This window comes from Microbacterium pygmaeum, from assembly GCF_900100885.1.
GTDB classification, from domain to species: domain Bacteria; phylum Actinomycetota; class Actinomycetes; order Actinomycetales; family Microbacteriaceae; genus Microbacterium; species Microbacterium pygmaeum.
Map to the genome: position 1 here is coordinate 2910505 of NZ_LT629692.1, position 23865 is coordinate 2934369.

Sequence of the window (23865 nt, forward strand, 5' to 3'; positions counted from 1 at the left end):
ACTGTTTCCCTGCGAGGAGCGGGATTGGTGCCGGGCTGGCTCCCCTGTATCACCGACCCGCAGCAGGCCTCCTCGGTACATGGCACTCATCACCGGCATCAGCAGTGGTCTCGCCCTCGCGGTTCTCGGCGACGGCTCCCTCGCACACCTGGAGCGATCCGGCATCCGCGGGTGGACGGTCGTCCGCAGCGCGGCCGACGGCACGCGCCTGGCGGATGTGAAACGCCGACGAAGCGTGACCGACATCACGCCGCATCCGTCCGACGCGTCCGGCATCGTGCTGGTCTCCACAGCTGACAGGCTTGAAGTCTTCTCCGCAGGAGCCGTGGATCCGCTCGCCTCGGTCGCCGGGGCGACGGTCGCAACGACCTCCGCGACCGGCTCCGTCAAGGCCGTCACCGGTGGTCGACGAGCGAGGTTGTGGTCGATCGATCCGGCCTCGGGAGCGGCGGCGGACGAAGGCAGCGCACCGGCCGCGACCGTCGACGCGATCGCGCACCCAAGCGAGATCGCAACCCTCGTGCTCGCAGGCCCCATCGGCTCCAGGCGCTTGTCGGTGCTCCGCCCCGGCGTTCCACCGCAGTCGCTGGCTACACTCCCCGGCGCGACGCGACTGTCGAGCGTCGCACCAGGAAACCCTCGCATCGCGATCGGCTTCGCCGACGGTCGGATCGAGCTCCGGAACCCGGCAGCTCCCGCCGTCGGTCAGACGCTCGCGACCCTTCCCGCACCCGTATGGGGGTTGGCCTCGGGCGCCGCCGGGCTCATCGCAGGCTTCGGCAGCGACATCGACGTGGTGCCCGTCGTCGAGGCTTCCGGTGTCGAGCTGTCCCTCGCCGCCGAGCACTACCTCGCCTCGTGGACGCGGGTGGACGTGAAGCCGCGGGGCCCTGTCGCGTTCGACGACCTCGCGTTCGTGGTGGATCCCCCGCATGGGGGCCTGGTCTCGGCATCCCGGGATGCTTCGTTCGATCCTGACGCCCCGCACGTTGTCATGGCGCTCGGTGGCACGGTCGGCGACTTCACCCTGTTGGCGCTCGATGCGAACACAGGAGATGTGCTGGGCACGCAGCCGTTCGCCGTCGTCGACACCTGGGCGGGGCCGGATGGTCCGGCACTGTCGCTGGTCGGGCCGTCGGACAACGAGGCACCCGATGCGGCGTGGGGAGGCGGCGACCCGTACGTGCCGCAGAACATGAACGTGCGACCGCGTGTCGGCAACTGGCGCGTCGCGATCGTGGTCGTGGAAACCAGCGACCAGACGACGCTCTCGGCCACGGATGCGGCAACGCTGACCCAATCGCTCCGCGACGAGGTCTTCACCGGTGTCGTCCGAGGCGGCGTGGTCGAATCGACCCGCCTGTACTACGCAGCGACCTCGAGCAACAAGCTGAACCTCGTGGAAGCAGGCATCCTGACTCCGATCCGCCTGCCGAACGCCTGGGACACCTATGTCACGCCGGACATGACCACGGGGAGAACCCAGGGCGACGGCCTGCCGAACTTCAGCCGGGCCGCGGTCGCGGAGATCGTGCGGCAGAACCGCGACCTCGCGGCAGCCGGGCAGCCGCTGCTGCTGGATCTCGACGCGGTCGACTCGATCGTCTTCGTGCTGCGCTCGATCCCCGCCAACGTGATGTCCGGCTTCCCCGGCCGGCACCAGTGGCCCTACGGGACTCGTCCCGGCGGCTACCAGCTGAGCTACGTCGTCGGGGAGGACGTCTACCCCTTCCTCGGGTTCTCGATAGCCATCCCGCGCAGCCGCACGATCCAGGCGCTCACGATGCCGACCACATGGACGGCGATCAGCAATGGCCGCACGATCGCCGAGACGGTCGCGCACGAGCTCGGCCACAATTTCGGCCTGCACGATGCGTACTTCGACGCGGCCGCACACGACGCGCAGTTCCAGACCCGCGACCCGGGCGGCTGGGACCTCATGGGGAACGAAGGCGGGTCGCCGGAACTCTCCCCGGCCGAGCGCATGCAGCTGGGGTGGGTGCCCGCAGCCGAAGTGAGGACCCTGTCGGTAGGCGTCACCGGATACGTGGACGAATCGATCGACCTGCACCCCGCCGGACGCGGCGGTCCTGCGCCGGCCGGTCGTCGCCAGGCCGTCGAGCTGAGGATCGCCGACGGGCGCAACTACTACTTCGAGTACCGGCGGCGCAACGCGGGCGCCATGAGCGACCAGACGATCGCGGAGGACTTCGTCGTCGTGGGCACCGACTACGTCTCGGGCGATACGCCACCCACCAATCGTCGGCCGCTCACGCTCCTACGCGACGACGCGGATGCCGACGCCGGAACATTCGCCCTGAACGACGACTACGAGGAACGCGACACCTCCGACCCGGCGTACCCGAACGACTTCCGTCTCGAGGTCACGCAGGCCGGGAACGACATGGCACGGGTGCACCTGCGATACGCCGACGCCAAACCCGACCCCGCCTTCAGTCCGTGGGGGCAGAGCACCGGCTGGAAGAGTCCCGATCTGCGCGTGGAGAACTTCCGCAACCTGCAGGATGCGGCACTTCGGGACGTGCCATGGGAGGGCCATGACAATTGGCTCGTCGCAACGCTGCACAACAAAGGTCGCGACACGGCGAACAACATCGAGATCACGTTCGGCGTCAAGGACTTCACGCTCGGCGGAGGGGCCGAGCGACCGCTCGGGTCGGTGACGGTCGCGAGCCTCGCCGCCGGCGCCCAGATCGACGTCACCTCACCCGATGTGTGGCGACCGCCCGCGCTGTCGCTCATCCCGTTCCTCACGGTTCGACCCCACTACTGCGTCTTCGCGCGTGTGACGGCACTGCCGGATGAGATCACCCGCGACAACAACGAAGCGCAGTCCAATCACACCCGCATGGTCTCGGCGTCAGGATCGCCGTCCACGCGCGAGACCGGTGTCGTCAAGGTCACCAATCCGCATCCGGTCGAGGCCCGATGCCGCGTGGTGGTGCGCCAGACCGACCGCCTGGCACGCACGTACCTCGAGCACGCCTGGGTCGTGCTGCAGCCCGGCGAGGAGCGCGATGTGCGGTTCTGGACGGAGTCGATGATCGGGGATCCGTCCGTGGCCACGATCACGAAGGAGCGGCGGTCGATCTCGTGGGAGACACCGAACCGGCTGCGACTCACCGGAGTGGCGGATACGGGCGAAGGATGCCACGGCGACACCACCGGCGGAGCGAATGTCGATGTCGTCGCGGGCCGACGCACGCGTTTCGTCGACCTGACCGTCGGACACGGGTACGCGCGCGGCCGCGTGGAGGTCGAAGAGACCGGCGAAGGGCCATGGGGGTCGGTTGTCGTCTCCATCCGGGACGACAAGGACGGCGCCGACCTCGGAGTGTTCACGGGCGAGGTGCGCGACGGACAGTTCGGACTCGAATTCCGTGAGCAGGTCGGGGGCGGTCGCATCGCACAGGCAGAGTTCAACGGCGGTTACTCTGCGGCCCCCTGCATCAGTGAGTGGGTGGAGGTCGAACACTGATCGTCCCGAGCCGACGCGTCCCAGTACGCCGAACCGAGACCACCACGGCCGAGTGAGGCAGTCGAACGTGGCGGCGGAGGAGGATCGTCAGGGGTCGGGATCGTCCATGCGCGCACGATAAGCGCCGCTGTGGCGTGGTGAAGCGTTATGGCAACCAGAGTCCGGGCATCGTCGCGTTGAGCTCCATCGGCTCCGTCTGGCTGACCGAGCTGTGGTGACCCGATGGCTGCGCTCATGGATTCCCTAACCAAGTCCGCAGAGATCCTCGCCCGTGGGACGACGCTGCGGCCCGATCAATGACTGAAGGAGATGAGAACGCCAGTGCTGACGTTCGCGGTCGTAGAGGCCGAAATCGGTGGCGAAGTCCCAGTACGCCCACGGGAGGTTCAGCCGCTCCAGCTCGTGACGCACCCAGGCTGTCCATGCCCCCCGGTCGTGCTCGTCAGCGGCGTGGAATGTCCCGAACTCACCGACGTAAAGCGGCAGTTCAAGGTCGCGAGCTCGCCGGGCAGCGGCTTCGAGATCGGCGGTGACCGCCTGCCGGTCGGACGCCGTCCCCCACCGCGTGCCGGCCCATCCCGCTGATTCGGACTCCCAGGGGGCCGCCTGGTGTGTGAACGCGAAGGGCTCGTAGTAGTGCAGGCTCAGGACCAGCGCGTCATCAGCCGGCGGCTCAATGCCGACGAGTCCTGCAAGGGTTCCCATCTGCGCGCCACCGATGATGACCAGGCGAGTCCGATCGATCTCGCGCACCGCGCCCAGAATCAGTGGCAGGATGTCGTTCCATCGATCGGGTGTCAGCGCGTCGCGAGGTTCGTTCAGCAGATCGAACGCCAGCCCTGGTCGCCGGTCCGCGTAGCGCGCAGCGACCTGCGCCCAGAGCGCGAGGACGCGGGCCACCTGCGCAGGCTCGGCCGACATCACCCCGTCGGCGTGATGCATGGACAGCACGACACCCAGCCCAGAGTGCAGCGCCCGATCAATCGTGCGGTCCACTTCCGTGGCGAAGATGGGATCGATTCGGTAGGGCGGCGTGCTGCCAGCGTGTCCCCACCATCTCACCGGTACACGCACGTGGGTGAACCCCACCGAGGCGATCGCCGTGAGTTCATGATCACGCTGGCTCCATACAGCCGGCTCGGAGTTCCGGTCATCAAAGACACCGCCGATGTTGACGCCGCGGCGCAACCAGTGATCGACACGACCGTCTGACGCGAACATGTGCACACCGTACTGCTCAGCGGCGGCACCGCCCCGAGTCACGCGTGAAACGGCGTCACTATAGCCGCTTGCGGCGATCAACCTCTGCCAGTACCTGCGTGGGTTAGCGTTGCCGGGGTGACGCTCACCCATATTCGACGCGGAAGTGGCAGGCCCCTCCTGCTCGTACACGGTCTGGGCGCAGGGTGGCGATCCTGGGCCCCGATCCTGGACGGACTGGCCGAGCGCCGCGAGGTCATCGCTGTCGACCTCCCAGGGTTCGGTGAGACACCACCGTTGAGCGGCGAGGTATCGATCGCCGCACTGACCGACTCCGTCGCGGACTTCATCCGCGATCAGGGGCTGGACGGGGTCTCGACCGTCGGCCAGTCCATGGGTGGCCGAATCGTGCTCGAGCTCGCGCGACGGGGAGTCGGCGGCGACACCGTGGCGCTGGACCCGGGCGGCTTCTGGAGCCACCGCGAGCTCGTCGTCTTCGGTGCCACGCTGCGGCCTTCGATCGCTCTGGTCCGAGCACTGCGAGGGATGCTGCCGGCCCTGCTGAGCAGCCCCGTCGGAAGGACGCTGCTGCTGGCGCAGTTGTCGGCCCGCCCCTGGGCGCTCTCGAAAGAGACCGTGTTGCCGGACGTGCGCGGACTGGCCGATTCCCCAGCGACCGGGGCCGCGATGGACGCCCTCACGAAAGGACCCACCCAACAAGGCGCCCCGGCCGGCACACCGCCCGGCCGGGTCACGATCGGGTGGGGACGGCGCGACTTGGTGACCGTACCGAAACAGGCCGCTCGCGCAATAGAGCTGTTCCCCGACGCCGTACTGCACTGGTTCGAGCGGTGCGGTCACTTTCCGCAATGGGACGTGCCGCGCGAAGCAGCTCGACTCATCCTCGACAGCACTGAATAGGTGCCACCGAGTCGCCCTGACGCTGTGGGGACGCAAGTGAGCAGGATGATGGGGACCCGTCTGGCGATCGCGTCGCGCTCACGTGTGCGGGCGCGGCCCACCAGAACGGATCAGCTCAAGATACTCGCCGACCTGTCCGATGTCGGAGCCGTCGGAACGGTGGCCGATGTAACCGTCTGGTCTTACGACCAGGATGGTCACGTCCTCCGCGGTAATCGGCTCGGTGGCATCGGGGCGCAAGACGCCGGTCATCAACGCATCGTGGTCGGTGGTGACTGTGACGACAGAGTCGAAAGCACCCGGGTAGGTCTTCGCGATTGCGTCGCGGACCTCGGAGACCCGATCGGCGGAGCGGCCGAGCACGAGCAGAATGTGTCGGGTGCTCCGCTCGGTCATGTGCGCGAGGCCGACCTCAGCCGGCAGTCGCTGACCAGCACGGAGCCCAGAGGAAGGCCCCGTAACGATCACCGAGTTCTCGTACGAGATGTTGAGTTCCGCCTCTGCCAGGATCTCGTTGCGCCGGCCGTCTGGATCCGCGAAGGTAGCACGGATCGCGGCATCCCTCTCCGCCCGGTCTTCGTCCGCGATCAGCGTCTGCATCGTATCGAAGTCATCGCCGGAAGCGGTGACCATCAAAGCCACCGGCCGACGTTCCGCCTCGTAACTGTCCAGGAGACGCGCGTCGGCGTCGCCCTTGCAAACCATCGCGAGCTTCCAGGCAAGGTTGAACGAATCACGGATGCCGGTATTCATGCCGTGGCCCTGCGACGGCGAACAGACATGCGGCGTCGCCGGCCAGGAGCGCCCGTCCTTCGCGATAGCGAGCCGCCACCTTCGTGTGGCAATGGAACCGGGTCGGGTTGTCGACACCGACAAGCGATACCCCCGGCGCGTACCGCTCCACGATGCGAGTCGCATCCGCGACCAAATCGGAGTCTTCCGAGGTCGGCCGGATGTACGCCCGCCACCGGTCCCCGGGCAGCGGCGTGAGGATCACCGAGTCCCTGTCCAGGAAGGCGAAGTTCGCGTCGTGCCCGTGCGGCCAGCCAGACAGCGTCGTGTCGAGCACAGCCCAAGGCTCCGGAATGGGCGCGGGTGGACGATGGTTGCGCGGTCCCACGAAAGCGCGGCATCGAGCGAATCGATCAGCGCGCAGTCGACACCCCGCCGTCGCAGCTCGCCGGCCAAAGCCAGTCCTGTCGGGCCGGCCCCGACGATCAACACCTGCGTGTCCACGATTCTTCTCACCACCCGCGATTCGTCCTGTCTCAGCGTGCCCGTGGCCCGGCTCAGCCGAGGAGATTGATCGCGAGAAGTTCGTGCTGCGCGGCAGCGCCATCGCGTGCTGCTACAGCTTCGCGCAGGCGGCGGTACGAGTTGCTTCGACTGGCGGCGTCTTCGATGTCGGGAGTCCAGCCCCTCAGGTTGCGCTGCAGGGCGAGACCTGACTCCCGCATGATCGAGATGAACACAGTATTGCCGGTGGCGCGAATGACCTGCTGAAAGAACATCACGGTGCCGGCCATGATGCCGGGAGCGTCTTGGGCATCAGATGCGGCGATGACGGCGTCCGCAGCTTCAAGGATCAGCGAGAGTTGCTCTTCGGAGCACCGCGAGAGCGCTGTGCGGAACGCGCCGCCGACCACGAACGCCATGAACTCGGTGGTGTCGCGCAGCGCGTTCTCGCTGGGAGTGGCGACCCGCGTCCATCGGTTTGCCGACACCTCCACGAGCCCGAACCGCTCCAGGCGCTGGAGCGCTTCCCGGACCGGAGTCCGCGACACCTGGAGTCGTTCTGCGAGATCGACGTCGCGCAGCCGCTCGCCCGGCTGGAGCGTCCCGTCGAGGATCGCACGACCGAGTATCGAGTACACCTCGTCACCCAGCACGGCTCCTCGTGCATTCACGGGAGCGAAGTGTTCTGCGCGCGGTTCGGGCGACTCTTCAGCGGTCATAGCGCGGGACAGTTTACGTCGGGGGCGGCGCCATTCATCTGCGCAACTGCCGTTCTGCCTGCAGCTGCCGCCGATATATCGGTATGCTGGGATGTTCGGGTCAGGATGGCTGCCACGATCGATCGATCAAGACTCGAGAGTCGACCGCCGTCGAACCTTTCTAAAATGTGGCCATGCACACGATCGAGTTCGTCACCATAGAGGTCGATGACGTCGCTGAGGCTGAGGCGTTCTACGCTGCGGCATTCGACGTGAGCGACCGGGTGCGGGTGCGGGGCGCTCAGGAGCCGAGCTCTGGATTCCGGCAGTTCACGCTCTCGCTGGTGGTGTCTCAGCCCGCCACTGTCCGCAACGTGATCGACAGCGCCACGGTCGCGGGAGCAACGGTGCTGAAATCACCCGCGAAATCGCTCTGGGGCTACGGCGGGATCGTTCAAGCCCCGGACGGCACGATCTGGACGGTCGCATCGTCATCGAAGAAGGTCGCCGGGCCTGCCACACGCGAGATTGACGAGTTCGTGCTGCAACTCGGCGTCACCGACGTCACCGCGAGCAGACAGTTCTACGCTGACCGCGGGTTCACGGTCAGCAAGAGCTACGGCCGGAAGTACGTCGAGCTCGAGACCGGCACCGTGGCGCTCACCCTCAACAACCGTGCCGCGCTTGCCAAGACCGCTGGCATCCCCGCGGACGGCAACGGATCGCACCGGCTCTCGATCGGCAGCACCGCCGGCGACTTCGCCGACCCTGACGGATTCATCTGGAAGGCACCCGCCGGCTGAGCGGAGTGCCAACTACACCGCTCCCCCTCCGGGTGCAACGGCGACCGCAACCTACACGGGGCTGGCGGAGGGCACGGTGACCATCGCAGTCGGAGAGAGCTCTGCTGCCGCCGATGTGCCCGACAAGTCAGCGACAGTCGCGTTCCCGGATGTCGCAGACGGCGTGTCCCCGATGGTGATCCTCGTCATCGTCGACGGAGTTCTGCTGGTCGCCGCGACCATCCTGCTGATTGTGCTGCTGGCCCGACGGCGCAGAGGATCAACCACCTGACGACCGCCCTCGGCAGGCAGCCGGAGTTTCCGGGCGCTCCTGCACAACAGCCTGCTGCCCGCATGCTGACGCGTGATGGGAGGCGGCCTACTACTACGATTCCGTCATGTCAGATGCCCGTCCCGCACCGCGCCTCAGTAGCGAGGGAGCACGCAATCTTGTCGCCCTCGCCATCGCTGCCGTCGTGTCCGTGCTCGCGCTCGTCGGGTATGCGGTTTTCGCGACGCTCCGATTCACGGCCGATACCGTCGCCCTCACCGCCTTCGTATTCTGGATCGCCTACTCCCTCGGGTTCCTGATCCTCACCCAGGCCACGTTCGGCAGGGTGGACTCCGAAACCCTCCGCAGCTGGCTCGCCGCAACGAACTCACCAAGCCGTAGTCTCGCGATCCCCGCCACCGCGGCCCAATGGGCCGTCCTCGCCGTCATTGCCGTCACCCTCGTCCTCGTGCTCCCCGGACTGCTGGACAGCCCACTCGCGAACACACTCAGCTTCGCCGTCGTGATCACCGCCTGGCTCGTCACCGTGACCGCGTATGCGGTGCACTACGCACGCCTGAACACTCAAGAAAAGTCCCTCGAATTTCCTGGCGAGCACGGCGACCAGCCCGTCTTCGCCGACTACTATTACCTCGCGGCCCAACTCGCCACGACCTTCTCCTCCTCAGACGTCAACATCCTGACCACCCGCGCACGCTCGGTCGTCACCGGGCAGACCTACATCGGTTTCGCGTTCAGCACCTTCATCATCGCCATGCTCATCAGCGTTCTCTTCCTCACCAATTAGCCGACGCACGAGCGGAAGGACGATCAGCGGTTCGGTGAGCGATCCTGCACCACGACTGCAATCGGGTCGGGTGTCATGCAGCAGCGGGGCGATCAGCATCCGGAAGTGCTTTCGTCGTCGGGGGCCTTCGAGTCCGCAATTGCTTGGTCGGCGCGTTTGCTCGCCAACACCGCGTCCCGCACCTGGATCCTCGACGCGATGCGTTGTTGCAGCCTGACGGCTTGGGGCGAGGAAAGACCTCCTTCCCGGGCAGGCCGAGCTGGGGTACCGGCTGCTGCGGCGACATCTGGGGAAAGAGCTGGCCACAGAGGGCGCACGCGAGATGGTGCGTCACTCCTTTCGGGAACTCGACATCCAACGCGCTTTTGCTCACCATGATGGCGAACGCACGTTCCCGGGCAACGATGGCCTCAGCCGGACTCCAGTACGTCCGGACCTTGTACGACGATGACGACGGCCGCGACGGCAGCGAACTCGGCGCCGTGGAATACGCGGTCACGAGAGACCAATGGGAGACGGCACGGGCTCACACCGATGGCGCCACGCCCTCACGGCGACCCACCCTCTGCGGCACTCCAGGGCGCATTGGGACCGTCCTGGCGGCGGGATACCTTGGGTTGCGTGCCCTTCGCCCTTGCGCTCACCGTTCTGCTCGCGCTGTTGACTCTCCTTCAACTGGCGCTCATCTTCGGCGCGCCACTGGGTGCCTTTGCTTAGGGTGGTCGACATCGGGTGCTGCCCGCACAACTGCGGATCGGGAGTGCGGTGTCGATCACCGTCTACGACCTGATTGCGCTGATCGCCTGGGATCGCGTGAGCGCTATGGATGTCTTCGGTGCAAAAGGCCTCGGAAACCCGCAAGTTTCCGAGACCTTCTTGTTCTTGTCGGGATGACAGGATTTGAACCTGCGACCCCCTGACCCCCAGTCAGGTGCGCTACCAAGCTGCGCCACATCCCGCTGCCCGCGAGCGGACAACTCCCCTATCCTACCCGCTCGCCGGAACCACCGCGAACGGATGCCACCGCGAACGGATGCCACCCCGAACGGATGCGACCGCGAACGGATGCCACCGCGAACGGATGCCGCCGGCACCCGCTCCCCTTCCGCGCGTCCGAACCCGCGGGTACCGTCGACGGATGACCCAGATCACCATCGCCCCCGCGGCTGCAGATCGCTTCGATGACGCCGAGCACGCGCTGACCGGCGGCGGCGACGGCGCGAGCTGTCAGTGCCAGTGGTGGATGATGCCGAACGCCGAGTTCCAGGGCCTCAGCACGGAGGAACGGCGCGAACGGCTGCAGGACGAGGTCCGCCGGGCGCCGGCGCCCGCCCTCATCGCGTATGTCGACGGCGTCCCGGCCGGCTGGGTCCGGGTCGGACCCAGATCGACCCAGCCGCGGCTCGCCCGGACGCAGGCGATCGCACCCGGCATGCAGGGCGAGTTCGAGGATCCGGATGTCTGGGCCATCACCTGTTTCGTCACCCGCCGCGAGTACCGCGGACAGGGAGTGCAGGGCGAGCTCCTCGATGCCGCGATCTCGTTCGCACGCGAGCACGGCGCCCGGTCGATCGAGGGATACCCCATCGACACCTCGGTGGGCAAGCATCCGTCCAACGATCTCTACCACGGCGTGCTGTCGACCTTCGAGCGGCATGGCTTCCGCGAAGTCGCGCGACCCAAGCCCGACCGCGTCGTCGTCGCGATCGACGTGAACCGCTCAGACTTCCGGGCGCGCTGATTCAGGCCGGTCGGCTCGCGAGGCGTCGACCTCGATGACGATCACCATCGCCGCAAGCAGGACGGCGGCGACCACATACTCCCCCGCGGGCAGAAGTCCCGCGAGCCCGATCAGCACCGCGCCCGCCACCACCGCAGCGGAGGTCCATCGGGCGACGCTCGGCCGCAGCAGGATCGCCCAGGCGCTGAGTGCGAACAGGGCGATCGGCAGGGTGAGCGCGAGACCGGCGATCGCGTGCGAGACCTCCGTGTGTCCGGTGATCTCGTCGATCTCGACCTCGACTCCCGCCGACACCGCGCCGGCCGCGGCGAAGATGACGTAGTGCAGATAGCCGAAGCGGAATCCCGAGGTGAGACTTCCGAGGCGTCCGTGCTGCTCTCGGGCGAAGTACAGCCACCAGATCCCGGCGGTCACCGCCAGACCAGAGGCGGAAAGACCCAGCAGCTCGGGAACGTGCTCACCCTCGGCGAGCGCATCGAACATCGCGTTGGCCGACGCGAGCAGACTCTCGCCGAGCAGCAGCAGGGTGAACAGCCCGAACCTCTCCGCGATGTGGTGCGGATGCCAGGGCGTCCGGCCGCCGGACTCCGCCCACACCGGCACGGCGAGCTCCGCTGCGACGAGGACGAAGAACGTCCAGAACGCGGCGGAGCCGTCGAGCAGGTACAGGCGCGCCACCCACAGGACCTGCACGAGGGCGATGCCGATCGCGAAGCGCAGCGCGGTGGACCGAGCGGCCCGATCGGATGCCGCAGCCCGCAACCACTGCGCCACCATGGCGAGCCGCATGATCACATACCCCCACGTGACGACGAGGAAGTCGAACTCCACCATCGCCGCGTGGATGCCGGCCGCCAGCACCAGCACGCCCGCCATCTGCACGATCGTCAGCAGACGGTACAGCCAATCGTCCGTGTCGAACGCTGAGGCGAACCACGTGAAGTTCATCCACGCCCACCAGATCGCGAAGAAGACCATCAGATAGGCGAGCACCCCCTGCCCGACGTGATCCTCGCTGATCAGGTGGTGCAGGTTCTGCGAGGCCTGCGAGACGGCGACGACGAAGACGAGGTCGAACAACAGCTCCAGCGGGGTCGCGACGCGATGGCGCTCGGCCAGATCGCGCGGTTGCATGCGTCGCAGGCCCAGGCGGGAGAGCACATCGGTCATGGGACGATTATGACGGTGCGGGAGGGAGGGACGAGGCGATGACGGATGCTGCGGTGCGTGTCGATGCGTGGCTGTGGGCGGTCCGGGTCTACAAGACCCGCTCCGCTGCGACCACGGCGTGTCGGGCCGGCCATGTGCGGGTCAACGGCGAGCGCGCGAAGGCCGCCCAGCCGGTGCGGATCGGCGACGAGCTGCGCGTGCGGATCGCCGGATTCGACCGGATCCTCGTGGTACGCCAGACGATCTCCAAGCGCGTCGGCGCGGTCCCGGCCGCGGCGGCTGTCGATGACCAGACGCCGCCTCCACCGCCGCGCGAGGAACGGGCGATGGTGCCGTTCCGCGACCGGGGTGCCGGCCGCCCCACCAAGCGGGAGCGCCGCGACCTCGAGAAGCTGCGCGGCCGCGATCAGGACAGCTGATCCCGCAGCCACCGGGTGCCGTGCACGGTTGCGCCCGCCTCGGTGACCCGGCGGCCGAGCTCCCGGTCGCTGGAGACGACGCAGACCCGCCGGTCGCCTGTGACGAGCCGCCGGACCTCGGTCACGATCGTGTCGTCGCCGGACCCCGGTGCATCCGCGACCTGCACACCGGCGGTGGAGGCGACGCCTCGCGCGCCGCCTTCGACCACGACGATCCACTCCGGGAACCACGTGTCCTCGCCGAGCCCGAGCAGCTCTCCCGGCACGCCGATCGCCGCCAGCGCCGTGATCCTCCCGACGAGGCTCGCCGCCGCGCCGGCGCGGTCCTTCCACCATCCGTCGGGGACCGAGCCGACCACGTTCGCCGCGTCAACGACGATCGCCGGCCGGAGCCCCAGCGTGGAGCGGAGCTGAGCCCACGACGCGGCGAAGCCCGGATGCAGCGGCTTGGACTCGACCTCGTCGATCGGCACCCATGCCAGCTCGCGGCTCTCGGGATCGCTGATGGTGGGCTCGAACGGGCGGATCACGTCGGCGACGAGGGTGGCATAGGACCAGTAGCCGAGGTCGAGGACACTCATCAGACGCGGTCGGACCGCGGCATCCGGAACTCCCGCCTCCTCCGCCGCTTCGCGCAGCGCGCCCGCCGTTGCCGACTCGCCCTCGTGCCGCGCTCCGCCGGGCAGCGCCCACGTGTCGCCGAAGTGCGACCACGACACGCGATGCTGCAGCAGCACGCCGCGCTCGGGGTCGAGGGCGAGCAGCCCCGCGGCGCCGAAGCGCCCCCAGTACCGCTCCCCGCCCGGTGCGACCACCCAGGCGTCACCGGGGTCGCGCGGCCCGCTCGGGCGGCGCGACTCACCTGGTGCGGGGGGCTCGATCGTCACCCTGCCAGCCTGTCACACCGGCGTGGTGCCGCAGCCACGCATGTGCGATCGGCATGCCCGCCGGACCCCGCGATCTCGCCGGATTCCCGCAGAATGACGGAATGGATTGCGAGCTCGACGACGCTCCCGCGCGCCTGCAACGCGACGTCATCTGGGGATGGCTGTCCACGGATGCCTACTGGGGTCGCTGGCGCTCCCGCGCCGATATCGATGCGCAGATCGACTCGTCGTGGCGCATCGTGGGGGCATACCGGTCCGACACAGGCGAACAGGTGGGGTTCGCGAGGGCCACCTCGGACGGGGTCGGCTTCGCCTATCTCGCGGACGTGTTCGTCCTCGACGCGCACCGGGGGCACAGCCTCGGCAAGCGGCTTATGTCGCTCATGATCGATGACGGTCCCGGTCGGGATTTCCGCTGGGTGCTCTTCACCGCAGACGCGCACGGCCTGTACGAGCAGTTCGGTTTCGCCGCGCCCGATCACACCGCAATGGTGCGGCCGCCCGCCAAGCCGGCGATCGGCTAGGCGCGCTGGCGCTTCTCGCGCACGCGCATGTTCGTGATGATCGGGGTTCCTTCGAAGCCCCAGATCTCCCGCAGGCGACGCTGGATGAAGCGGCGGTAGCCCGGGTCGAGGAACCCGGTCGTGAACAGCACGAACGTCGGCGGACGCGTGGAGGCCTGCGTTCCGAACAGGATGCGCGGCTGCTTACCGCCCCGCAGCGGATGCGGGTGCTCGGCGACCAGCTCGGCCAGGAACGCGTTGAACTTCCCCGTCGGGATGCGGGTGTCCCACGACTCGAGTGCGGTCTCCAGCGCGGGGACCAGCCGATCGAGGTGACGGCCGGTGCGCGCGGAGATGTTGACGCGCGGCGCCCATGCGACGTGGGCGAGGTCCTGCTCGATCTCGCGCTCGAGGTAGCGACGGCGGTCGGCGTTCTCGAGATCGACGTCGTTGAGGCGGTCCCATTTGTTGAAGGCGAGGACGAGCGCGCGACCGGATTCGATCACCAGGTCGATGATCCGCACGTCCTGCTCGCTCAGCGACTCGCTGACGTCGAGGACGACGACAGCCACCTCCGCCTTCTCCAGCGCGGCCGATGTGCGAAGGCTCGCGTAGAAGTCGGCACCCTGCTGCAGGTGGACCCGACGGCGGATGCCGGCGGTGTCGACGAATCGCCACAGTCTGCCGCCCAGCTCGACCAGTTCGTCGACCGGGTCGCGTGTGGTGCCTGCCAGATCGTTGACGACGACGCGCTCCTCGCCGGCGGCCTTGTTCAGCAGCGAGGACTTGCCGACGTTCGGGCGGCCGAGGATGGCGACCCGTCGCGGACCGCCGACCTCGTGTCCTGCGACGGCGGAGATCTCCGGGAGGACTTTCATGACCTCGTCGAGGAGGTCGGCGACTCCGCGACCGTGGATCGCTGAGACCGGGTACGGATTGCCCAGACCCAGGCTCCACAGCGCGGCGGCTTCGGGTTCGTGGCGGGCGTCGTCGATCTTGTTGGCGACGAGGAAGACCGGCTTGCCGCTCTTGCGCAGCAGGCGAACGACGTGCTCGTCGGTGGAGGTCGCCCCCACCATCGCGTCGACGACGAACAGCACGACATCGCACAGGTCGATCGCGATCTCCGCCTGGGCGGCGACCGAGGCGTCGATACCGCGGGCATCAGGCTCCCACCCGCCCGTGTCGACGACCGTGAAGCGGCGATCCATCCACTCTGCCTTGTACGTGACGCGGTCGCGGGTCACGCCCGGCGTGTCCTCGACGACTGCCTCGCGCCGGCCGAGGATGCGGTTCACGAGTGCGGACTTGCCGACGTTCGGACGCCCCACGATCGCGACGACCGGCAGCGCGGGGAAGTACTCGATGCCGTCCTCGCCGAGCGTGAGTCCCTCGAGCAGATCCGCGTCTTCCTCATCGAGCTCGTAGTCGGCGAGGCTGGCGCGCAGGGTCGCAGCGCGCTGCTCGGCCAGTTCCTCGTCGAGGTTGGCGAGGTTCTCGGCGATGTTGTCGTCGCCGCCCTCGTACTCGTCTTCAGCGCCCATGATGCGCTCCTGTCTGTGTGGAAAGAGCCGTTCGGACGACGTCCAGGACGGCATCGACGGTCTGTGTGAAATCGAGGTCGGTCGAATCGACGACCGTGACGCCGGGTGCGGCGGTGAGGAAGTCCACGACCGAGGAATCGGATGCGTCGCGGCGGTGCAGCGCGGCGGCCACCACTGAGGCGTCCTGGTCGACGAGTTCGGAACTGCGCCGCGCCGCCCGCACGGCCGGGTCGGCGGTCAGCAGGATGCGCACCGGCGCGTCCGGCGCGACGACGGTGGTGATGTCGCGGCCCTCGACGACGACGCCAGGTCGGTCGGACTCCGAGACCAGCGAGCGGAACAGCGCGGTGAGTGTTTGGCGCACGGCCGGCACCCGGGCGATGCCGCTCACGGCGTCGGTCACGCGCGGCTCGCGGATCGCCGCGGTGACATCGACATCCCCGACGCGCACCCGATTGTCGTCGGGGTCCAACGAGATCGTGTAGTCGAAGTCGCCGCTGACATCGAGCACTGCAGTCGAATCCGATGTGTCGATACCGTGGTCCAGGGCATGCCAGGCGAGCGCGCGGTAGGCGGCACCGGTGTCGAGGTAACCGAAACCGAGCCGGCGCGCGACCTGGGTGGCGACGCTGGACTTGCCGCTGCCGGCGGGGCCGTCGATGGCCACCACGGTCACGTCGCGTCGCGGCATCCCGCTTCCGGCTTCCGTCGAATCGCTAGTCATTGGTGGTGCTCGCAATCTTCCAGCCGCGTTCCTGGAGTCCCTCGACGGCTCGGCGGAGCGCAGTGGGGTCGACGCTGACCTCAGCGAGGCCGAACTGCGCGCCCGGAGAGTGCTCGAGTCGCAGATCTTCGACGTTCACCTCGAGTTCGCCGAAGTCGCCGAACAGACGCCCGAGCTGGCCGGGAGTGTCATCCACCATGACGACGAACTGGTCGAATCGACGATTCTGCCCGTGCTTGCCGGGCAGACGCTCGACACCGTCGTTCCCGCGGCGGATGGTATCGGCAACCGCCCGACGCGACCCTGGCGCCTCGGGTGCGCGCAGAGCGTCGGCGACGGCGCTCAGATCGACCGCGAGCGCGTCGAGCACGTCGACGACGGGTTCGGCGTTCGCACCGAGGATCTGGACCCACAGTTCCGGAGCGGATGCCGCGATGCGCGTCGTGTCTCGCACCCCTTGACCGGCCAGGCGCAGCGAGGCGTCCTGGGCGTCGAGGAAGCGACCGGCCAGCAGGCTCGCCACCAGCTGCGGCACGTGCGAGACGAGGGCGACGGAGCGGTCGTGGTCCTCCGGTGTCATCTCGATCGGTGTGGCACCCACGTCCAGGGCGAGCGCCTCGACCAGCGCCAGGTCCGCCGCAGAGGTCTCCTCGTCGCGGCAGACCACCCACGGCCGCCCGACGAAGATGTCCGCACGCGCGGAGATCGCGCCGCCGCGTTCGCGACCTGCCATCGGATGCGAGCCGATGTAGTGCGTCAGGTCGATGCCGCGTTCCCGCAGGGTCCGCAACGGCTCGAGCTTCACGCTGGCCACATCGGTGACGACCGCGTCCGGGTACATCGCAAGTTCGCGCTCGACGACGTCGGCGGTCACGTCCGGCGGCACGGCGACGACCACGAGTGCCGGCGCGTCGTCGGAGCGCGCTGCACGACCAGCGCCGTAGTCGATGGCCAGCCGCAGCTGCGACGGCGAGCTGTCATCGAGGATGACGTCGATGCCCCGGGCGCTCAACGCGTGACCGACGCTGGATCCGAGGAGCCCGGCGCCGACGATGCGCACCGGACCGTGCACGCGTGCGGCGAGCGGGTTCGCCGGACGCGCGCGCGTGTCGGTGGATTCGCTCACTCGTTCTCCTGCGGGAAAAGACCGGGATCGGTCGCGGGCGGTGACTCGTCCGTCGCGCCGCGCGCGAGAGTCAGCAGATCGCCTCGCTCCACCTTAGTCAACTCGCGAGCCCGCCCCACTGGGAGGGTTCCCAGGTGCAGCGGGCCGAATTGCCGACGGACGAGCTCGATCACAGGATGTCCGACCGCCGCCATCATGCGCCGCACGATGCGGTTGCGCCCGGAGTGCAGGGTCAGCTCCACCAGCGACCCTCCCCCGCCGTCCGAGGAGGAGAGCAGCCGCGCCTTGTCCGCCGCGATGACCCCGTCCTCCAGCTCGACGCCGCGGGTGAGCGTCGCGATGGTCTGGGCCGACACGCGCCCCTCCACCTTGGCGACGTAGACCTTGGTCACGCCGAACGAGGGGTGCGCCAGCACGTGGGCGAGCTCCCCGTCGTTGGTCAGCACGAGCAGGCCGCTGGTGTCGGCATCCAATCGCCCGACGTTGTAGAGCCGCTCCTCCCACGCGTCGGTGAACTCGCGAAGATCGGGCCGGCCGTGCTCATCGCGCATCGAGCTGACGACACCACGCGGCTTGTTGAGGACCACGTACCGTTTCGAGGCATCGAGCTGGACGGCGGTGCCGTCGACGTCGACGAGGTCGCGCTCGGGGTCGATCCGCGTCCCCAGCTCCGTGACCACCTCACCGTTCACGCGGATGCGGCCGGCGACGATCATGTCCTCGACGACGCGGCGCGAGGCCACCCCGGCTGCGGCGAGCACCTTCTGCAGGCGCACCCCGTCCGCCGGTCGCTGCCCGCCCCAGCCGTCCTGTGCGTTCGTGGAGGGGCTCATCCGCGCAGCACCTCCTCGAAACCGTCGGCGCCGTCATCCAGCAGCGGCGAGATGTGCGGCAGCTCATCCAGCGAGTTGATCCCCAGGTTGACCAGCAGGGCGTCGGTGGTGGCGTAGTTGATGGCGCCGGTCTCAGCGTCCGTGAAGGCTTCGGTGATGAGGCCACGGGCCAGCAGCGTCCGAACGACGGAATCGACGTTGACCGCGCGGATGGCCGCCACCTGGCCACGCGTCACCGGCTGCTTGTAGGCGATGACGGCCAGCGTCTCCAGCGCAGCCTGGGAGAGCCGTGACGGCGCCTGCGTGTTCACGAACTCGGTGACCACGTCGTCGTGCTCGGCACGCACGTAGAGCCGCCAGCCTCCGCCGACCTCGCGCAACTCGAACCCGCGACGGGGTCCCCCACTCCGCCCGTCATAGTCATCCACCAAGCCTTCGATCGCCTGCCGCACCGCTGCCACGGGTGCGCCGACCGCCGTCGCCAGGCTCACCAGGCTCTGGGGCTCTTCGACGATCAACAGGATCGCCTCCAGCCGTCTGGCCACATCATCGGTCATAGTCGGCTCCCAAACTCGCGAGATTCTCATCAGACCACCGGTGGGCGGTCCAGCGCAGCGTCAGTTCACCGAGCGGCTCGAGCTGCTCGAACGACAGCGCCGCGTGGCGGTACAGCTCCAGCACCGACAGGAACCGCGCGACCACGACACCGGGTTGGGTCGCGCCGGCGACGAGCTCCCGGAAGCTGAGGGATCCCGCGCCCCGCAGCATCGTGACGACGATCGCCGCCTGCTCGCGGATGCTCACGAGCGGCGCGTGCAGGTGATCCAGGCCCACGTGCGGAACCTCCCGCGGTGTCATCGCGAGGATCGCGAGCGCGGCGAAGTCGTCGAGTGAGAGCGTCCACACCAGTTCGGGGACGGCCTGGCGGTAACGCTCGTCGAGCCGCACCGACCGCGCGTGCCGGCGGTCTTCGGCCTGGAGTCCCCGTGCGAACCAGGCGGACACCTCTTTGAAGGCGCGATACTGCAGCAGGCGCGCGAAGAGCAGGTCGCGGGCCTCGAGCAGCGCGACGGATTCCGCATCCACCAGCTCGCCCTGCGGGAGGAGCCCGGCGACCTTCATGTCCAGCAGGGTGGCGGCCACCACCAGGAACTCGGAAGCCTGCTCCATCTCCTCGTCCGGATCGAGTTCGCGCAGGTACGCGATGAACTCTTGTGTCACCGCGCTGAGGGAGACCTCGGTGATGTCCAGCTCGTGCTTGGACAGCAGTGTCAGCAGCAGATCGAACGGTCCGTCGAAGACGCCGAGCGAGACGCGGAACGGATCCTGGGACGGCTCAGGCGACGGCACCACGAGCGACCAGCTCTCGCGCCAGTCGCAGATATGCCTGCGCGGCCGCGTGCTCGGGCGCGAATTCCGTGATGGGCATGCCCGAGACCGACGCGTCCGGGAACTTCACCGTCCGGCCGATCACCGTCTCGAGCACATCGTCCCCGAACGCCTCGACGACGCGCTCGAGCACCTCGCGCGAGTGCAGGGTGCGCGGGTCGTACATCGTGGCCAGCACCCCGTCCAATTCGATGGTGGGGTTGAGCCGATCGCGGACCTTGTCGATCGTCTCGATCAGCAGCGCGACGCCCCGCAGCGCGAAGAACTCGCATTCCAGCGGAATCACCACGCCGTGGCTGGCGGTGAGCGCGTTGACGGTCAGCAGCCCCAGCGACGGCTGGCAGTCGATCAGGATGACGTCGTAATCGGGGGCGACCTTCCGGAGCACCCGGGCGAGGATCGTCTCGCGGGCGACCTCGTTGACCAGATGCACCTCGGCGGCTGAGAGATCGATGTTCGCCGGCAGGATGTCCAGCCCCTCCACGGAGGTGGAGACGATGACCTCCTTCGGATCGCGCTTGGTGTCCAGGAGGAGGTCGTAGATCGTGGGCACATCGTGGGTCTGGATGCCCAGACCCGCGGAGAGCGCGCCCTGCGGGTCGAAATCGACCGCAAGGACCTTCCGGCCGTAGACGGCGAGCGCGGCGGCGAGGTTGATGGTCGTCGTCGTCTTGCCGACGCCGCCCTTCTGGTTGCAGAGCGAGATGATGCGCGCCGGCCCGTGACCGTCCAGCGGCGGCGGCGTAGGGAAGCCGTGGTACGGACGCCCCGTCGGACCCAGGACGGTGCCGTCGTCAGAGGTCTTCGTCGCGCCCCGCTTGCTGCCCGCCACCGACACTCCTGACTTTCCCATGCTGTGCACCGATTCTAGTCACGGCGCAACCGCGAGCCCGGTAAGCGCTCAGCGCGCTCGCGGATGCGACGTGGCGTAGACGTCGCGGAGGGCGTCCACCGAGACGTGGGTGTAGATCTGGGTCGTGGCGACGGAGGCATGGCCCAGCAGCTCCTGCACCACGCGGACGTCTGCCCCGCCCTGAAGCAGATGGGTGGCGAAGGAGTGACGCAGCGTGTGCGGAGAGACGTGGGCGCTGAGCTGCGCCCGTTCGGCGGCCTGCTGGATGATCAGCCACGCGCTCTGGCGGGACAGGGGTGCGCCGCGCGCGCCGAGGAACAGACGGGGCGTCGCGCGCCCGCGGCGGGACAGCTGCGGGCGCGCGCGGGTGAGGTACGCCTCCAGCGCGATGCGGGCGAATGACCCCACCGGGATGATGCGCTCCTTGGAGCCTTTGCCGCGCACACGCACGACGTCGCCGTGCGCGAGGTCGTCGACATCGAGCTGGACGACCTCTGAAACGCGTGCGCCGGTGGCGTACAGCAGCTCGAGCAGGGCCCGGTCGCGGAGCCCGATGAGCTCGGTGGGCGCATCCGTCCCCGGCGGTGGTCCTGACGAATCCAGCAGCTGCTCGACCTGCGTGATCGTCAGCGCCTTCGGCAGTCGCTGGGGGGCCTTCGGCGGACGAAGGCGGCCGGAGGGATCCTCGGTCTCGATCCCCTCACGCGTGAGGAAGCGATGCAGTCCGCGGACGGATGACTGCAGACGCGCGAGGCTGGATGCCGCGGGCGGCGGCTCGGCGGATGCCCGCTCGGCCGCGAATCCGGTGACCAGTTCCACCGTGATCTCGGTGGTGTCCTGGATCCCCTGCGCGCGAAGCCACTGCACGTAGCCGTCCAGGTCGCGTCGGTACGCCGAGACCGTGTGAGCGGACAGGCCGCGTTCGACCGAGATGTGCCGCAGGTATGCGTCGACCGCTCGATCCAGCCGCATGTCAGGCGCGGGATCGGCGCAGATGCTCCGCGGCGGCAAGCACGCCGGTGGCCAGGATGCCGTTGCGCAGCCGGCCCTCCATGACGCCGGTGACGGCATCCGTCAGCGCCACCCATTCGATCCGGATGTCGGCCTCCTCCTCGGACCGGGCGTGCACGTCGGCGCGTGGTGACAGCCCGCGCGCGAGGAACAAGTGGACCACCTCATCGTTCCCGCCGGGCGTCGTGAAGATGCTGACCAGCGGCATCCAGTCCGCGGCCTCCAGGTCGACCTCCTCCGCGAGTTCGCGACGCGCCGTCTCCAGCGGGCTCTCCTCGGCGACATCGAGCAGACCCGCGGGGATCTCCCAGTCACGGTGGCGGATCGGATGCCGGTACTGCTGGATCAGGAGCACCCGTTCGTCCTCGTCCATCGCGACGATCGCCGCCGCACCCGGGTGGTCGACGTACTGACGGACGATCTCGCCGTCGCGATAGCGGACGGTGTCGCTGCGGACGTCCCACACCCGCCCCCGGTAGACGAGCTCGCTGTCCAGGACCTCGAAGGCGACGGGTTCGTCGCGCAGGTCAGTCATTCTCGACGTCATCGAACAGTTCGCTGGCGCGATGGCGCTCCAGGGCCGCGCCCACGAGGCCGCGGAACAGCGGGTGCGGGTCGGTGGGCCGGGATCGCAGTTCCGGATGCGCCTGCGTGGCGATGTAGTACGGATGCACGTCGCGCGGCAGTTCGACGTATTCGACCAGGTTGCGGTCGGGTGAGAGTCCGGAGAAGACGAGCCCGGCGTCCGCGATCTGCTCCCGGTACCGGTTGTTGACCTCATAGCGGTGACGGTGCCGCTCCACGGCGCGCGTCGATCCGTACACCTCTGCAGCGATGGAGCCCTCGGCCAGGTCGGCCGGGTACAGCCCGAGGCGCATCGTGCCGCCGAGGTCGCCTCCGGCGAGGATGTCGACCTGCTCGGCCATCGTCGCGATGACCGGGTTGGCGGTGTCGGGATCGAACTCGCTCGAAGACGCGTCCTCGATGCCCGCGACGTGGCGGGCGTACTCGATCACCATGCACTGCAGTCCCAGACACAGTCCCAGCGTCGGGATCCCCTGCTCGCGGGCGAACCTCAGTGCTCCGAGCTTCCCCTCGATCCCGCGGATGCCGAAGCCACCGGGCACAACGATGCCGTCCAGGCCGCCGAGCGCTTTGGCCGCACCGTCCGGTGTCTCGCACAGATCGGACGGGATCCAGGTGATGGTCAGGTGGGTCTCGTGGGCGAAGCCACCCGCCTTGAGGGCCTCGGTCACCGACAGGTACGCGTCGGGCAGATCGATGTACTTGCCGACGAGGCCGATGCTGACCTCGTGCTTCGGGTTGTGGACCGCCTGCAGCACACGATCCCAGCGCGACCAGTCGACATCGGCCGCCTGCGCGAGGCCCAGGGTTCGGACGATGTACTCGTCCAGACCCTGCTCGTGCAGCATCGTCGGGATGTCGTAGATGCTGGGCACATCCACGGCGTTGACGACCGCAGCCTCATCGACGTCGCACATGAGGGCGATCTTGCGCTTGTTGGACTCGGTGACGGGCCGGTCGCTGCGCAGCACGAGTGCGTCGGGCTGGATGCCGATCGAGCGGAGCGTGGCCACCGAGTGCTGGGTGGGCTTGGTCTTCTGCTCCCCCGAGGCGCCCATGAACGGCACGAGCGAAACGTGCACGAAGAAGACGTTCGCTCGTCCCAACTCGTGGCGGATCTGACGTGCGGACTCGATGAACGGCTGCGACTCGATGTCGCCGACGGTGCCGCCGATCTCGGTGATGATGACGTCGGGACGCGGTTCCTCGCTGGCCTGCAGGCGCATCCGGCGCTTGATCTCGTCGGTGATGTGCGGGATGACCTGCACGGTGTCGCCCAGGTACTCGCCTCGGCGCTCGCGGGCGATGACCTGCGAGTAGATCTGGCCGGTCGTGACGTTGGCCGCCTGACTCAGATCGATATCGAGGAAGCGCTCGTAGTGGCCGATGTCGAGATCCGTCTCGGCTCCGTCGTCGGTGACGAAGACTTCGCCGTGCTGGAACGGGTTCATCGTGCCCGGGTCGACGTTGAGGTACGGGTCGAGCTTCTGCATCACCACCCGAAGCCCCCGGGCCGTGAGCAGATTGCCCAGGCTCGCGGCGGTCAGGCCCTTCCCCAATGACGAAACGACACCACCCGTCACGAAGATGTGCTTGGTGATGCCGTTGGAAGTCGAGCCGTCCGAAATACCTGCCGTATGAGTTTCCGCCACGGGCTTTTATCCT

At 68.3% G+C, this 23865-nt stretch carries 26 protein-coding genes, 1 tRNA gene and 1 pseudogene; 10 read left to right on the forward strand and 18 right to left on the reverse strand.

What is annotated here, in order from left to right:
* Positions 1-79: 79 nt before the first annotated feature.
* Positions 80-3499 carry a hypothetical protein gene (locus tag BLT19_RS13985; RefSeq protein WP_091491428.1) on the forward strand — a complete coding sequence of 1140 codons (3420 nt, stop codon included), beginning with the start codon at positions 80-82 and terminating at the stop codon, positions 3497-3499.
* Positions 3500-3742: 243 nt separating this feature from the next.
* On the opposite strand, the gene BLT19_RS13990 is transcribed toward BLT19_RS13985, so the two are convergent.
* Positions 3743-4720, reverse strand: a complete 978-nt coding sequence (locus BLT19_RS13990) for a glycoside hydrolase family 5 protein (RefSeq protein WP_157681865.1) — start codon at positions 4718-4720, stop codon at positions 3743-3745.
* 117 nt (positions 4721-4837) lie between these two features.
* Here BLT19_RS13990 and BLT19_RS13995 point away from each other — a divergent pair, with 117 nt between their 5' ends.
* On the forward strand, positions 4838-5620 hold the full coding sequence (locus BLT19_RS13995) for an alpha/beta fold hydrolase (RefSeq protein ID WP_091491433.1): 783 nt from the start codon (positions 4838-4840) through the stop codon (positions 5618-5620).
* A 78-nt stretch (positions 5621-5698) separates the two neighbouring features.
* On the opposite strand, the gene BLT19_RS18140 is transcribed toward BLT19_RS13995, so the two are convergent.
* Genes BLT19_RS18140 through BLT19_RS14010 form a run of 4 tightly spaced genes read right to left on the reverse strand, consistent with a single transcriptional unit; the run spans position 5699 to position 7527 of the window.
* Complete coding sequence (locus BLT19_RS18140; RefSeq protein ID WP_197673107.1) at positions 5699-6373, reverse strand: FAD-dependent monooxygenase; 675 nt, start codon at positions 6371-6373, stop codon at positions 5699-5701.
* The gene (locus tag BLT19_RS18145; protein WP_197673109.1) at positions 6354-6689 is read right to left on the reverse strand and encodes an FAD-dependent monooxygenase; all 336 of its coding nucleotides are present in this window, start codon (positions 6687-6689) and stop codon (positions 6354-6356) included. Before BLT19_RS18145 ends, BLT19_RS18140 begins: the two co-directional genes overlap by 20 nt.
* Entirely contained in the window at positions 6614-6871 is a 258-nt protein-coding gene (locus BLT19_RS18285; RefSeq protein WP_407939796.1) for an FAD-dependent monooxygenase, read from the reverse strand. Before BLT19_RS18285 ends, BLT19_RS18145 begins: the two co-directional genes overlap by 76 nt.
* Before the next feature lie 38 nt (positions 6872-6909).
* Positions 6910-7527, reverse strand: a complete 618-nt coding sequence (locus BLT19_RS14010; protein WP_231917668.1) for a GntR family transcriptional regulator — start codon at positions 7525-7527, stop codon at positions 6910-6912.
* A gap of 221 nt (positions 7528-7748) precedes the next feature.
* On the opposite strand from BLT19_RS14010, the gene BLT19_RS14015 reads away from it, so the two are divergent.
* The 5 genes and pseudogenes from BLT19_RS14015 (at position 7749) to BLT19_RS18150 (ending at position 10309) form a co-directional block, all read left to right on the forward strand.
* Positions 7749-8357: a VOC family protein gene (locus BLT19_RS14015; protein ID WP_091491441.1), complete on the forward strand. Its 609-nt coding sequence runs from the start codon at positions 7749-7751 to the stop codon at positions 8355-8357.
* A gap of 76 nt (positions 8358-8433) precedes the next feature.
* Positions 8434-8628, forward strand: coding sequence for a hypothetical protein (locus BLT19_RS14020; RefSeq protein WP_091491444.1), 195 nt, complete (start codon positions 8434-8436; stop codon positions 8626-8628).
* A gap of 106 nt (positions 8629-8734) precedes the next feature.
* Entirely contained in the window at positions 8735-9415 is a 681-nt protein-coding gene (locus BLT19_RS14025; RefSeq protein WP_091491447.1) for a DUF1345 domain-containing protein, read from the forward strand.
* Positions 9416-9671: 256 nt separating this feature from the next.
* Positions 9672-9866, forward strand: a pseudogene (locus BLT19_RS18290) (GNAT family N-acetyltransferase); the annotation flags it as partial.
* Between the two features lie 314 nt (positions 9867-10180).
* Complete coding sequence (locus BLT19_RS18150) at positions 10181-10309, forward strand: hypothetical protein (RefSeq protein WP_269457414.1); 129 nt, start codon at positions 10181-10183, stop codon at positions 10307-10309.
* On the opposite strand, the gene BLT19_RS14030 is transcribed toward BLT19_RS18150, so the two are convergent.
* Positions 10301-10374, reverse strand: a tRNA-Pro gene (locus BLT19_RS14030). The genes BLT19_RS18150 and BLT19_RS14030 overlap by 9 nt on opposite strands.
* Before the next feature lie 179 nt (positions 10375-10553).
* Between BLT19_RS14030 and BLT19_RS14035 the strand changes: the two genes are divergently transcribed.
* Positions 10554-11156 (forward strand): GNAT family N-acetyltransferase, encoded by a 603-nt coding sequence (locus tag BLT19_RS14035; RefSeq protein WP_091491449.1) that lies wholly within the window; start codon positions 10554-10556, stop codon positions 11154-11156.
* On the opposite strand, the gene BLT19_RS14040 is transcribed toward BLT19_RS14035, so the two are convergent.
* Positions 11136-12326 carry a low temperature requirement protein A gene (locus BLT19_RS14040; RefSeq protein ID WP_172825634.1) on the reverse strand — a complete coding sequence of 397 codons (1191 nt, stop codon included), beginning with the start codon at positions 12324-12326 and terminating at the stop codon, positions 11136-11138. The genes BLT19_RS14035 and BLT19_RS14040 overlap by 21 nt on opposite strands.
* A 38-nt stretch (positions 12327-12364) precedes the next feature.
* On the opposite strand from BLT19_RS14040, the gene BLT19_RS14045 reads away from it, so the two are divergent.
* A complete protein-coding gene (locus BLT19_RS14045) occupies positions 12365-12745 on the forward strand; it encodes an RNA-binding S4 domain-containing protein (RefSeq protein WP_091491452.1) in 381 nt (126 codons plus the stop codon).
* On the opposite strand, the gene BLT19_RS14050 is transcribed toward BLT19_RS14045, so the two are convergent.
* Positions 12733-13632, reverse strand: coding sequence for an NUDIX domain-containing protein (locus BLT19_RS14050; RefSeq protein WP_091491455.1), 900 nt, complete (start codon positions 13630-13632; stop codon positions 12733-12735). The two genes, BLT19_RS14045 and BLT19_RS14050, sit on opposite strands and share 13 nt — an antisense overlap.
* 101 nt (positions 13633-13733) lie before the next feature.
* On the opposite strand from BLT19_RS14050, the gene BLT19_RS14055 reads away from it, so the two are divergent.
* Positions 13734-14156, forward strand: a complete 423-nt coding sequence (locus tag BLT19_RS14055) for a GNAT family N-acetyltransferase (RefSeq protein ID WP_091494062.1) — start codon at positions 13734-13736, stop codon at positions 14154-14156.
* On the opposite strand, the gene der is transcribed toward BLT19_RS14055, so the two are convergent.
* The 10 genes from der to BLT19_RS14105 are packed head-to-tail and all read right to left on the reverse strand — an operon-like array spanning position 14153 to position 23852.
* On the reverse strand, positions 14153-15679 hold the full coding sequence (gene der, locus BLT19_RS14060) for a ribosome biogenesis GTPase Der (protein ID WP_091491458.1): 1527 nt from the start codon (positions 15677-15679) through the stop codon (positions 14153-14155). The two genes, BLT19_RS14055 and der, sit on opposite strands and share 4 nt — an antisense overlap.
* Positions 15669-16370 carry a (d)CMP kinase gene (cmk, locus tag BLT19_RS14065; protein ID WP_091491461.1) on the reverse strand — a complete coding sequence of 234 codons (702 nt, stop codon included), beginning with the start codon at positions 16368-16370 and terminating at the stop codon, positions 15669-15671. Before cmk ends, der begins: the two co-directional genes overlap by 11 nt.
* A 25-nt stretch (positions 16371-16395) precedes the next feature.
* Positions 16396-17529 carry a prephenate dehydrogenase gene (locus BLT19_RS14070; protein WP_091491463.1) on the reverse strand — a complete coding sequence of 378 codons (1134 nt, stop codon included), beginning with the start codon at positions 17527-17529 and terminating at the stop codon, positions 16396-16398.
* A complete protein-coding gene (locus BLT19_RS14075; protein WP_091491466.1) occupies positions 17526-18362 on the reverse strand; it encodes a pseudouridine synthase in 837 nt (278 codons plus the stop codon). Before BLT19_RS14075 ends, BLT19_RS14070 begins: the two co-directional genes overlap by 4 nt.
* The gene (gene scpB, locus BLT19_RS14080) at positions 18359-18919 is read right to left on the reverse strand and encodes an SMC-Scp complex subunit ScpB (protein ID WP_172825635.1); all 561 of its coding nucleotides are present in this window, start codon (positions 18917-18919) and stop codon (positions 18359-18361) included. Before scpB ends, BLT19_RS14075 begins: the two co-directional genes overlap by 4 nt.
* Complete coding sequence (locus tag BLT19_RS14085; RefSeq protein WP_172825636.1) at positions 18909-19715, reverse strand: segregation and condensation protein A; 807 nt, start codon at positions 19713-19715, stop codon at positions 18909-18911. The genes scpB and BLT19_RS14085 overlap by 11 nt, the downstream gene beginning before the upstream one ends.
* Positions 19699-20604 carry a ParA family protein gene (locus BLT19_RS14090; RefSeq protein WP_231917669.1) on the reverse strand — a complete coding sequence of 302 codons (906 nt, stop codon included), beginning with the start codon at positions 20602-20604 and terminating at the stop codon, positions 19699-19701. Before BLT19_RS14090 ends, BLT19_RS14085 begins: the two co-directional genes overlap by 17 nt.
* 48 nt (positions 20605-20652) lie before the next feature.
* Positions 20653-21576: a site-specific tyrosine recombinase XerD gene (xerD, locus tag BLT19_RS14095; protein ID WP_091491475.1), complete on the reverse strand. Its 924-nt coding sequence runs from the start codon at positions 21574-21576 to the stop codon at positions 20653-20655.
* 1 nt (position 21577) lies between these two features.
* Positions 21578-22150: an NUDIX domain-containing protein gene (locus BLT19_RS14100; RefSeq protein ID WP_091491477.1), complete on the reverse strand. Its 573-nt coding sequence runs from the start codon at positions 22148-22150 to the stop codon at positions 21578-21580.
* Positions 22143-23852, reverse strand: coding sequence for a CTP synthase (locus BLT19_RS14105; RefSeq protein ID WP_091491479.1), 1710 nt, complete (start codon positions 23850-23852; stop codon positions 22143-22145). The genes BLT19_RS14100 and BLT19_RS14105 overlap by 8 nt, the downstream gene beginning before the upstream one ends.
* Between the last annotated feature and the right edge of the window lie 13 nt (positions 23853-23865).

Bases quoted from the DNA above. Each gene is read 5' to 3' on its own strand.
- BLT19_RS13985 (WP_091491428.1), top strand. From the start codon at position 80: ATGGCACTCATCACCGGCATCAGCAGTGGTCTCGCCCTCGCGGTTCTC.
- BLT19_RS13990 (WP_157681865.1), bottom strand. From the start codon at position 4,720: ATGTTCGCGTCAGACGGTCGTGTCGATCACTGGTTGCGCCGCGGCGTC.
- BLT19_RS18140 (WP_197673107.1), bottom strand. From the start codon at position 6,373: ATGAATACCGGCATCCGTGATTCGTTCAACCTTGCCTGGAAGCTCGCG.
- BLT19_RS14015 (WP_091491441.1), top strand. From the start codon at position 7,749: ATGCACACGATCGAGTTCGTCACCATAGAGGTCGATGACGTCGCTGAG.
- BLT19_RS14025 (WP_091491447.1), top strand. From the start codon at position 8,735: ATGTCAGATGCCCGTCCCGCACCGCGCCTCAGTAGCGAGGGAGCACGC.
- BLT19_RS14035 (WP_091491449.1), top strand. From the start codon at position 10,554: ATGACCCAGATCACCATCGCCCCCGCGGCTGCAGATCGCTTCGATGAC.
- BLT19_RS14040 (WP_172825634.1), bottom strand. From the start codon at position 12,326: ATGACCGATGTGCTCTCCCGCCTGGGCCTGCGACGCATGCAACCGCGC.
- BLT19_RS14045 (WP_091491452.1), top strand. From the start codon at position 12,365: ATGACGGATGCTGCGGTGCGTGTCGATGCGTGGCTGTGGGCGGTCCGG.
- BLT19_RS14055 (WP_091494062.1), top strand. From the start codon at position 13,734: ATGGATTGCGAGCTCGACGACGCTCCCGCGCGCCTGCAACGCGACGTC.
- der (WP_091491458.1), bottom strand. From the start codon at position 15,679: ATGGGCGCTGAAGACGAGTACGAGGGCGGCGACGACAACATCGCCGAG.
- cmk (WP_091491461.1), bottom strand. From the start codon at position 16,370: ATGCCGCGACGCGACGTGACCGTGGTGGCCATCGACGGCCCCGCCGGC.
- BLT19_RS14075 (WP_091491466.1), bottom strand. From the start codon at position 18,362: ATGAGCCCCTCCACGAACGCACAGGACGGCTGGGGCGGGCAGCGACCG.
- scpB (WP_172825635.1), bottom strand. From the start codon at position 18,919: ATGACCGATGATGTGGCCAGACGGCTGGAGGCGATCCTGTTGATCGTC.
- BLT19_RS14090 (WP_231917669.1), bottom strand. From the start codon at position 20,604: ATGGGAAAGTCAGGAGTGTCGGTGGCGGGCAGCAAGCGGGGCGCGACG.
- xerD (WP_091491475.1), bottom strand. From the start codon at position 21,576: ATGCGGCTGGATCGAGCGGTCGACGCATACCTGCGGCACATCTCGGTC.
- BLT19_RS14100 (WP_091491477.1), bottom strand. From the start codon at position 22,150: ATGACTGACCTGCGCGACGAACCCGTCGCCTTCGAGGTCCTGGACAGC.